The 8,805-nt window shown below is 65.4% G+C and carries 10 protein-coding genes (1 of these 10 cut by a window edge); 3 read left to right on the top strand and 7 right to left on the bottom strand.

From position 1 onward, the window contains the following. Nucleotides 1–233, top strand: the final stretch of a protein-coding gene (locus tag XH84_RS38275) for a hypothetical protein (protein ID WP_128920449.1). Its footprint begins 379 nt before the window's first position; the window shows 233 of its 612 coding nt (coding positions 380–612); its start codon lies off the left edge, out of view; it ends in the stop codon at nucleotides 231–233. A gap of 209 nt (nucleotides 234–442) precedes the next feature. On the opposite strand, the gene XH84_RS38270 is transcribed toward XH84_RS38275, so the two are convergent. The 5 genes from XH84_RS38270 to XH84_RS38245 all read right to left on the bottom strand — a co-directional run bounded on the left by XH84_RS38270 (nucleotide 443) and on the right by XH84_RS38245 (nucleotide 5,847). Further along, on the bottom strand, nucleotides 443–1,531 hold the full coding sequence (locus XH84_RS38270) for a TRAP transporter substrate-binding protein (RefSeq protein WP_128920450.1): 1,089 nt from the start codon (nucleotides 1,529–1,531) through the stop codon (nucleotides 443–445). Between the two features lie 182 nt (nucleotides 1,532–1,713). Continuing rightward, a complete protein-coding gene (locus XH84_RS38265; RefSeq protein WP_128920451.1) occupies nucleotides 1,714–3,027 on the bottom strand; it encodes an NAD(P)H-dependent oxidoreductase in 1,314 nt (437 codons plus the stop codon). Nucleotides 3,028–3,190: 163 nt separating this feature from the next. Continuing rightward, nucleotides 3,191–3,991, bottom strand: coding sequence for a phytanoyl-CoA dioxygenase family protein (locus tag XH84_RS38260; RefSeq protein WP_128920452.1), 801 nt, complete (start codon nucleotides 3,989–3,991; stop codon nucleotides 3,191–3,193). A 135-nt stretch (nucleotides 3,992–4,126) separates the two neighbouring features. Then, complete coding sequence (locus XH84_RS38250) at nucleotides 4,127–4,804, bottom strand: GntR family transcriptional regulator (RefSeq protein WP_128920454.1); 678 nt, start codon at nucleotides 4,802–4,804, stop codon at nucleotides 4,127–4,129. Between the two features lie 143 nt (nucleotides 4,805–4,947). Continuing rightward, complete coding sequence (locus tag XH84_RS38245) at nucleotides 4,948–5,847, bottom strand: sigma-70 family RNA polymerase sigma factor (RefSeq protein WP_128920455.1); 900 nt, start codon at nucleotides 5,845–5,847, stop codon at nucleotides 4,948–4,950. 99 nt (nucleotides 5,848–5,946) lie between these two features. On the opposite strand from XH84_RS38245, the gene XH84_RS38240 reads away from it, so the two are divergent. Then, entirely contained in the window at nucleotides 5,947–6,402 is a 456-nt protein-coding gene (locus tag XH84_RS38240) for a carboxymuconolactone decarboxylase family protein (RefSeq protein WP_128920456.1), read from the top strand. 48 nt (nucleotides 6,403–6,450) lie between these two features. Here the strand turns inward: XH84_RS38240 and XH84_RS38235 are convergent, their stop codons facing one another. Further along, the gene (locus tag XH84_RS38235) at nucleotides 6,451–7,263 is read right to left on the bottom strand and encodes an alpha/beta fold hydrolase (protein WP_128920457.1); all 813 of its coding nucleotides are present in this window, start codon (nucleotides 7,261–7,263) and stop codon (nucleotides 6,451–6,453) included. Nucleotides 7,264–7,280: 17 nt separating this feature from the next. Continuing rightward, entirely contained in the window at nucleotides 7,281–8,099 is an 819-nt protein-coding gene (locus XH84_RS38230; RefSeq protein WP_128920458.1) for an alpha/beta fold hydrolase, read from the bottom strand. A 136-nt stretch (nucleotides 8,100–8,235) separates the two neighbouring features. On the opposite strand from XH84_RS38230, the gene XH84_RS38225 reads away from it, so the two are divergent. Beyond that, nucleotides 8,236–8,778 carry a methylated-DNA--[protein]-cysteine S-methyltransferase gene (locus XH84_RS38225; RefSeq protein ID WP_128920459.1) on the top strand — a complete coding sequence of 181 codons (543 nt, stop codon included), beginning with the start codon at nucleotides 8,236–8,238 and terminating at the stop codon, nucleotides 8,776–8,778. The last annotated feature ends 27 nt before the right edge of the window (nucleotides 8,779–8,805 follow it).

Genomic DNA, 8,805 nt, shown 5'->3' with positions numbered 1-8,805 from the left:
GCTTCGACCCCGCGACCAAGAAATATGTCGGCACTGACGCCGTGATCAAAGCGCAGATCGCGCAAGTGCAGGCAGACAAGAAAATGCCGGCCAAGGACAAGAAGGAAGCGCTCGGCGAGCTCAACGAGGCGCTGAAGACGCCGGCGCCTCAAGTCGAGAACAAGGCCAATATCGATCTCGTCGCCAAGTACTACGACAAGCTGGTCGCCGCGCTGGGGGATGACGAGAATTGAAGAGGCTGCTACGCCTTCGCGCGTGCGATGCCTGGATGACACGCCGCTCACCACAACCTCCGCTGCCATGCTCCGCCTAGTGCGCAATTGCGCACGGGGGCGGGGCATCCAGTACGCCGCGGCGGATGTGGTAAGAGTTATTGCCTAACAAAAAGCCCCGGAGATATCTCCGGGGCTTTCGTCGTTTTGCGCCTCGCAGCGCGGCGACGTTAGGTCCGTGTCCGCATCCGCATCATGAAGCTGTCGAAGCTGAGCTCGGCGACCTGCATCCAGGCCAGCGAGTCGCTGCGATAGGCCGTCAGGCTTGCATACATCTTGCCGAAATGCGGATTGCTCTTGGCGAGATCCGCATAGATTCCGTTGGCTGCGGCATAGCAGCCTTCGAGCACCTCCTGCGGGAACGGCTTGAGGATCGCGCCGGCGGCGAGCAGCCGCTTGAGCGCGGGTGGATTGACCGAATCGTACTTGCCGGTCACCCAGGTGAAGGTATCGAGTGAGGCCGTCGAGATCGCCGCCTGATAGTGTTTCGGCAGTGCGTTCCACTTCTCGAGATTCATGATGTTGTGGCCTTGGCCGGTGCCTTCCCACCAGCCTGGATAGTAGTAATACTTCGCGACCTTCACGAAGCCGAGCTTCTCGTCATCATACGGCCCGACCCACTCGGCCGCATCGATGGTGCCCTTCTCCAGCGCCGGATAGATGTCGCCCGCAACGATCTGCTGCGGCACGCCGCCGACCTTCGCAATGATCGTGCCGGCGAAACCGCCAACGCGGAATTTGAGCCCTTTGAGATCATCCATCGATTTGATCTCCTTCCGGAACCAGCCCCCCATTTGAGCGCCGGTCGAGCCGGTCGGAACGCCAATGACATTCTGCTCCTTAAGCAGGTCATTGAGCATGTCCTGCCCACCGCCCCAGATCAGCCAGGAAATGTGCTGGCGCGTGTTGAGACCGAACGGGAGCGCGGTGCCGAAGGTGAATGCCGGGTTCTTTCCCCAATAATAGTAGAGCGCGGTATTGCCCATCTCGACGGTGCCGTTGGAGACGGCGTCGAGCACTTGCAGGCCCGGCACGATTTCGCCGGCAGCAAAAGACTGGATCTGGAAACGATTGTCGGTGATCTCGGCGACGCGCTTGCAGAAATATTCGCAGCCGCCATACAGCGTATCGAGTGATTTCGGCCAGCTCGCGGCGAGCCGCCATTTCACTTCCGGCATCGATTGCGCGACAGCTGGCGCAGCGACTGCACTCGCGGCAAGGCCCAGCCCGCCTGCCGTCAGGAATTTACGACGTTCCATGCGTTTCCCTCCTGTGATGCCGAGTCCTCGACGAGGGGATTGCGATCTTGGTGTCGCTTTGTCTTCGCCGGTGGCCGACGTTTTCTTTTTGTCCGAAATTCACTGTTCCCGGATCGAGGGGCAGCATGACCAAAGGGGACCTGCAAATCAAGCGCACTTTGGTTGAGCTTGCGATGAACCGATCAATGCTGCGCTGCGAACGCCGCTTCCATCGCCTTGCGCGTCTTCACCGTCTCGTTGCCCGCGTCGAATTCGACATCGCTCCAGCGCACCATTGCGCCGTGCGTGACGTCATGCTTCAGCTTGACGCGATGTGCGAGACCAATCGGCAGCGCGCCCGCCTTCAGGCTGGCGGCGGCCGGTACCAGCTTGCCCCACACCGTGTAACCGCCTTCGCCGTCCAGCATCTCGCCCGCGCGCAGATTGCGCTTGGCGACCGCTGCGACGTCGCCGCGGAAACCGCTGGCCTGGCCGGTGGGCTCACCCCGCAGCGCGGCCGACAGCACCGAGATATTCAGTTCGAGCCCGATCAGATGATAGGGCTTGTACATCGCCGCATAACGTCCGCTGGCGTCGGTCTTGAGGCCGTATTGCCGGAAGCAGTCCGCGGCGTAATCGTTCGGCGCCTCCAGCACGACATAGACGCCCCAGCGCAGGTCGCGGAACACCGGCCGGCCGTCGCGCTCGAGCGAGGAGACGACCTCGACCACGCCAGGCCGCTCCAGCACGCCGCCGCGCGAGCGCGGCCGCATGACGTGTGGCAGATCGTCGACGCCGCAGGGCGGAAACAGCAGGCCGTCCGCGGGCACGTCGAGGGTGCAGGCATTGGCGATCGCGGCCATCTCGATCGCCGATTTGGTGCCGTCGAGAAACGAGTTGAACATCTGCGGATTCATGCCGGCCGACTGCGCTTCGCCTGCGGTCAGGCCGTAATGCTGCCAGACGCCGTCAGGCGTCACGTCGTGATAGGCCGGCAGGTACTTCGTGCCCTTGCCGGCGGCGACGACGCGGAAGCCGGTGGCGCGGGCCCAGTCGACCATCTCGGCGGTGAGCGCGGGCTGGTCGCCATAGGCGAGCGAATAGACCACGCCCGCTTTGCGCGCTTCCTCGGCGAGCAGCGGACCTGCCAGCACGTCGGCTTCGACATTCACCATCACGATATGCTTGCCCGCGGCGATCGCGGCGCGCGCGTGGCGGATCCCCACGGCGGGATTGCCGGTCGCCTCCACCACCACGTCCATCGCGCCGCCGGCGATGGCGCGCGCGCCGTCATCGGTGAACATTGTCGCCGCGATGCGCTCCGCGTCCCAGCCGACGGTGCGGCACGCCTCGCGCGCGCGGTCGCGGTCGATGTCGACGATGATGGGCACCTCCAGCCCCGGCGTGTGCGGCACTTGCGCCAGAAACATCGAGCCGAACTTGCCCGCACCGATCAATGCGACACGGACGGGCTTGCCGGCGGACGCGCGGGCCTGGAGGAGGCGGAAGAGGTTCATGGGAGGACCCGATCATGATGGTGTCCCGGACGCGGTGCAGCGCTTCTTCAGCGCTGCTCCGCAGAGCCGGGACCGAGAGAGAAACTATCCGTGCAGCATGGGCCCCGGCTCTGCAGCGCATCGTCGAAGAGACGCTGCGCTGCGTCCGGGGCACGAGACTTATCTACTCCGCCGCCTGCCGCGGCGCACGGGCAAGGCGCACGAGCGCGTCGTCGTCCACCGTCTTGATCGGCGCAAAATCGCGATGGGCGATGTAGTCCGGTCGCGTGGGGGTGCGGATGTAATTCGAGACCGCGTTCAGCGTCAGATACACGATCTTGCGCGGATAGGGCGTGATGTTGCCGGCCGAGCCATGCACCAGATTGCCGTGGAACATCAGCATGCCTCCGGGCTTGCCGGTCGGCGCCACGATTCCGCCCTGCTCGACGAGGCGGGTCACAGTCGCCTCATCCAGCGTCCACAGCGGATAGGAGGTGGTGGCGAGGTCGTGCGAGGCTTCGAGATCGCCGGCGTTCTGGCTGCGCGGCACCAGCATCAAGGGACCGTTGATCGGCATCACCTCGTCGAGGAAGATCGCGATGTTCATCGCCCGCGGCTCCGGCATGCCGTCGTCGCGCTTCCAGGTGCCGTAATCCTGGTGCCATTGCCAGACGTCGCCGGTGAAAGCCGATTTCGCGTTGATCTTGAACTGGTGCATGTAGACGGGCTCGCCGAACAATTGCTCGACCGGCTCGATCATGCGCGGATGTGCACCCAGGATGCCGAATGCCTCATTGTAGAGATGCGCGGCAAACGCCGTTCGCGGCGCGCCGCTCTTCTCGCGCCAGACTTCCGGCCGGTCGGCGTCGTAGATGCCGACCGCCTCGCGCGCGAGCAGATCGACCTCCTCCTGGGCGAACAGCTCAGGCAGGAACAGCCAGCCCTCGCGGTGGAAGAACTCCAATTGCTCCTGAGACAGTTTCATGGGCCGTCCTCCTTGGCTTGTTTATTTGTTCTCTCTCGTCATGGCCGGGCTTGTCCCGGCCATCCACGTCTTTGCGCCGCGTCCAGGAAAGAACGTGGATGCCCGGCACAAGGCCGGGCATGACGGTCATGGTCGCTACGCCGCCGCCTCGTTCGTCGCCCTCAACCTCTGCTCGGTCATCCGCCCCGCCGTTTGCGCATGCGCCAGCGCGGCGCGCTCGGCCGCGCTCGCATCGCCTGCAAGAATGTGTCCGGCGATGTCGGCGTGCTCCGCCCAGGCGCTGCCGCGATAATCGAGCTCCGACAGCACCGTCGCCATCGAGCGACGCATATGCGGCCATTGCGGTGCAATCGTCTCCTCGATCACGGGATTGCCGGCGAGCTGATAGATCGCGCGGTGAAAATCGACATCGAGCACGATGAGCTCGGCCAGCGTCGTCGTGCGATCGATGAGGCGTCCGGCGGCGAGGGCGGCTTCCAAACGTGCGCGGCCGGCCGCGTCGAATCCCGCGCGCATCGCCGCGAGCCGGGCCGCCAGTGCATCGATCGCGCCGCGCACCTCGTAGAGCTGGCGGATGCGCGCGGGGTCGAGCTGGGTGACCTCGAAGCCGCGCTTGCCGCTCTCGGAGACGAGACCTTGCCGGTGCAGCAGATGCAGCGCATGCGAGACCGGCTGGCGCGACACGCCGAGCCTGTCGGCGAGCTCGTTCTGGCGGATGCGTTGACCGGGCTGCAGCGTGCGATCGGAGATCGCCTCCAGGATGCGCGCATAGACCTGGTCGATTAGGTTCGGAAGCGGGTCGAGCGGAATCACGCGGTAGTCTCCGACGACAAAAGGGAATACGGAATTCCGTATCCGAAGCTACGCTTCGTGAGGTGAACCCGTCAAGCGGTATCCGAGGGTGACAGAATGACTTCTCGTTAGGCCGAATAAGTCATTGATTTCGCTAGGCCCGTCTACTGTGCATGGGGTTGTTTTCGTGATCTTGTGTCCGGGCCTCTTCCCTCCAGCACCTCCACCTCCAGCGCAGCGATCTGCTCCGCATCGGCCAGCGCCTCGATCCCGGCAATCCGATCGCCCCTGAACGTGACACGCAGCGCGATGCGCAACTGCCCGCCGAGGATGACGGCCACGCCGATCGCGCCGTCGACCAGCGCCGTCCGCGCCGCCTGGGCACGGCCCTTGTAGAGCTGCGCAACCGCATCCGCGCCGCGGATCTCAGCCAGCGTGCCGAGGCGCACCGCAGCCTGATCGGCGCGGAAGACGACGTCGGGATCGAGCACGGCCAGCAGTCCCTCGAAATTGCCCTCGCGCGACGCCTTGAGGAAGGCATCGACGATTCCGCGCTGACGCGACAGGTCCGTCTCAGGCACCGGCGCGCCCTGCACGCGGCGCCGCGCCCGGCTCGCGAGCTGCCGCGACGCCTCGACCGAGCGGCCGACGATCGGTGCGATCTCCTCGAAGGGGACTGCGAACATGTCGTGCAGCACGAAGGCGAGCCGCTCCGCAGGCTGCAGCGTCTCCAGCACGACGAGCAGCGCGGCGCCGACCGAGTCAGCCATCTCAGCCTCGCCCTCTCGCATCTCGTCGACCGGCTCCGGCACATGCGGGCCGATCGGCTCTTCCTTGCGCGACTTCCGTGCTCGCAGCATGTCGAGGCAGATGCGCGCGACCACGGTGGTCAGCCAGCCGCGCAGGTTCGCGACCTCGGACATGTCGTAGCGGCTGACCCGCAGCCATGCCTCCTGCACGGCATCGTCGACCTCGGCGCTGGAGCCCAGCATCCGGTAGGCGACCGCGCGCAAATGGTCCCTGCTCGCCTCGAATTGCTGGGTCAGAAGATTTTCTTCGGTCATCGGTCACATTCCCTCGTCGCGATCCGTCATGGCCATGACGAAGCCAATCCGGCCGATGTGACCGGAACCTTCGAAATTCGAGCGATGGAGACGCAAAAGATGCACGCCCGCATGAATCACCCCGTCATGGTCCTGCCCGAGGCCATGAATGCCCTTCAGTCCCTCGGCAATCTGACCAAGCAGGGCTTGCCGGAAAAGCTCCTGGAACTGGTGCACCTGCGCGCCAGCCAGATCAATGGCTGCAGCGTCTGTGTCGACATGCATCCCAGGATCGCCCGCAAGCTGGGTGAGACCGACGAGCGCCTGTTCGCCGTATCGGCCTGGCGCGAGGCGCCTTATTTCACCGACGCCGAGCGCGCCGCGCTGGCGCTGACCGAGGCCGTCACGCGCCTCGCCGACCGCGAGGATCCGGTGCCGGATGCGGTCTGGAGCGAGGCCGACAAGCATTTCGACGAACGCGAGCTGGCGACCCTGATCCTCTCGATCGCGACCATCAATGTCTGGAACCGGCTGAACGCAGCAATCAAGATGCCGGTCGGCGTGTGGAAGGTGTGAGTGTCTGTGCCTTCTCCCCTTGCGGGCGCAAGGGGAGAAGGCAACGGCTCACTCCGCCAAGAACCTGCTCACCATCTCGCCGAACTCCAGCGGGGCCTGCTCGAACATCCAGTGGCCGGCGTTCGGAATCACGGCCGTCTCAGCTCCCGCGATGTGCTCGGCCAGCACGCGCCACATCACCGACAGGCTGCCGGTGGTGGCGGCGCCGCCGATCAGCAGCGTCGGGGTCCTGATCGCCTGCGCGTCTGCGCGCGTGTAGGGCCGGCGCTGCTCGTTGATTTGGCCGAGGAACGTCAGCGCGTTGTCGCGCAGCTGCTGCTTGGCCGCCGCCGGCACGCGCCGCCAGGAGCCGTCGCCTTCGATGCCCTCGTAGAAATTCTGCAGCGCGCCCTCGATGTCGCCGGCGCGGATCATCTCGACCGAGCGTGCCGTGCGCGCAGCCAGCGGCGGATGCGCGGGCGTGCCTTCGGGCACCGGCAGGCTGGCATCGAGATCGCCGCCCGGCTCGGCCAGCACCAGCTTTCGCAGCAGATCCGGCCGCGCCTGCGCCACGCGGAACGCGATGTGGCCGCCGCGTGAATGGCCCATCAGGTCGACGGGTGCGGGCTTCACCTGTTCGATGAATGCGATCATGTCGGCGACGTGCTGGGCCATCTTGTAGTCGTCGCCGACGGCGTCCCAATGCTCGGGGAAGAAATGCCGCAGGCTGACCGCCATCACGCGATGGGCCTTCGACAGCGGGCCGAGTACCGAATACCAGGTACGGAAATCACCTAGCGTACCGTGCACGCAGACCAGCGGTGGGCCGTCTCCAACCTCGAGATAAGCCATGTCGTAATCGTTGACGCGAAATGTCTGCATGATCAGCTCGCCAAGAATCAACCTGCTAAGTAGTCGAGAACCACTTCGGAGAATTTCTGCGACGCCTGCTCGAACATCGGATGCGTCGCGTTCGGGATGACCGCCGTCTTGGAGTAGGGCACATGCGCGGCGAGCGCATGCAGCACCTTTGGCAGCAGCCCCTTGGTCCGCGCCCCCAGGATGAACAGCGTCGGCATCTTGATGGACTCCGCATCCGCCTTGGAGAACGGCGGGCGGTTGTCGCGGACTTGCCCGATCAGCGTCCTGGCGTTGTCGCGAAGGTTCTGCTTCACCATTGCCGGCAGCCGCGGCCAGGTGCCGGGGCCCTCCAGCGTGTCGACGAAGACGGCAAGGCCGCCGTCGACATCGCCGGCGGCGATCTTCTCGGCCGAGGCCGTGAACCGCGCCAGGAGCGGCGAGGGGCCGCCGACATAATCGGGATCGAGGCTCGCATCGAGCTCGCCGCCGGGCTCCGCCAGGACCAGCCGTCGCAGCAGATCGGGGCGCGCTTGCGCGACGCGGAAGCAGATGTGCCCGCCGCGTGAATGGCCCATCAGGTCGACGGGCCCGAGATCGAGCTTCTCGATAAAGGCGATGACGTCGGCGACATGCTGGGCGATCGAATAGGTGTCGCCGAAGCCGTCCCAGCGTTCAGGGAAAAAGTGCCGCAGGCTGACCACGATGGCCCGGCGCTGCTGCGTCAGCGGCCCGAGCACGCAGCCCCAGACGCGGAAATCGTTGAGCGAGCCGTGCACGCAGACCAGCGGGGGCCGGCCCCTGTCCTCGCCCACGTCGAGATAGGGCATGTCGTAACCGTTGACGTGGAGGCTTTGCATTCGGGACTCGCGAGGCGGGCGGAACTCCTGTGCAAGATTCCCGGAAACCGGGTGGATCGCAACTATTTCCAAGCCTAGATTTGGTCCGAGATCATAATGGGGGCATGCGACAAGGAACGCAGCCAGGAACCAAGCCATGACCGACCAGCATTTTGCCCTGTTCGACACCAGGATCGGCCTCTGCGCCATCGCCTGGGGCCCGCGTGGCATCAACGGCACGCAATTGCCCATGGGCGGCGAGCCGAAGATCCGCACCCGCATCAGCCAGCGCCACGCTGACGCCCTCGAGACCGAGCCGACCGCGGAGGTGCGAGAGGCGATCGACCGCATCGTCAACCTGCTCGCGGGCGAGCCTGATGACCTCACCGACATTCCGCTCGATCTCGACGGGGTGCCCGACTTCAACCGCGGCGTCTACGAGATCGCCCGCGCCATTCCGCCCGGCAAGACCATCACCTATGGCGATATCGCCAAGCAGCTCGGCGGCGTCCAGCTGTCGCGCGACGTCGGCCAGGCGCTGGGCCGCAACCCGTGCCCGATCGTGGTGCCGTGCCATCGCGTGCTGGCCGCCGGCAACAAGCCCGGAGGCTTCTCGGCGAATGGCGGCGTGGTGACGAAGCTGAAAATGCTCGAGATCGAAGGCGCGCTGGTGAACCACACGCCGAGTTTGTTTGATTGAGGCTCTTGTAGGGTGGGTTAGCCCTGC

It is taken from the genome of Bradyrhizobium nanningense (assembly GCF_004114535.1).
GTDB lineage: Bacteria > Pseudomonadota > Alphaproteobacteria > Rhizobiales > Xanthobacteraceae > Bradyrhizobium > Bradyrhizobium nanningense.
The sequence above is the reverse complement of the archived record's forward strand: the minus strand, read 5'-3'. Positions and strand labels throughout refer to the sequence as shown.

What these genes read in the sequence shown, in the direction of transcription:
- XH84_RS38270 (WP_128920450.1), bottom strand. Translation starts at nt 1,531, where the DNA reads ATGGAACGTCGTAAATTCCTGACGGCAGGCGGGCTGGGCCTTGCCGCG.
- XH84_RS38265 (WP_128920451.1), bottom strand. Translation starts at nt 3,027, where the DNA reads ATGAACCTCTTCCGCCTCCTCCAGGCCCGCGCGTCCGCCGGCAAGCCC.
- XH84_RS38260 (WP_128920452.1), bottom strand. Translation starts at nt 3,991, where the DNA reads ATGAAACTGTCTCAGGAGCAATTGGAGTTCTTCCACCGCGAGGGCTGG.
- XH84_RS38245 (WP_128920455.1), bottom strand. Translation starts at nt 5,847, where the DNA reads ATGACCGAAGAAAATCTTCTGACCCAGCAATTCGAGGCGAGCAGGGAC.
- XH84_RS38240 (WP_128920456.1), top strand. Translation starts at nt 5,947, where the DNA reads ATGCACGCCCGCATGAATCACCCCGTCATGGTCCTGCCCGAGGCCATG.
- XH84_RS38235 (WP_128920457.1), bottom strand. Translation starts at nt 7,263, where the DNA reads ATGCAGACATTTCGCGTCAACGATTACGACATGGCTTATCTCGAGGTT.
- XH84_RS38230 (WP_128920458.1), bottom strand. Translation starts at nt 8,099, where the DNA reads ATGCAAAGCCTCCACGTCAACGGTTACGACATGCCCTATCTCGACGTG.
- XH84_RS38225 (WP_128920459.1), top strand. Translation starts at nt 8,236, where the DNA reads ATGACCGACCAGCATTTTGCCCTGTTCGACACCAGGATCGGCCTCTGC.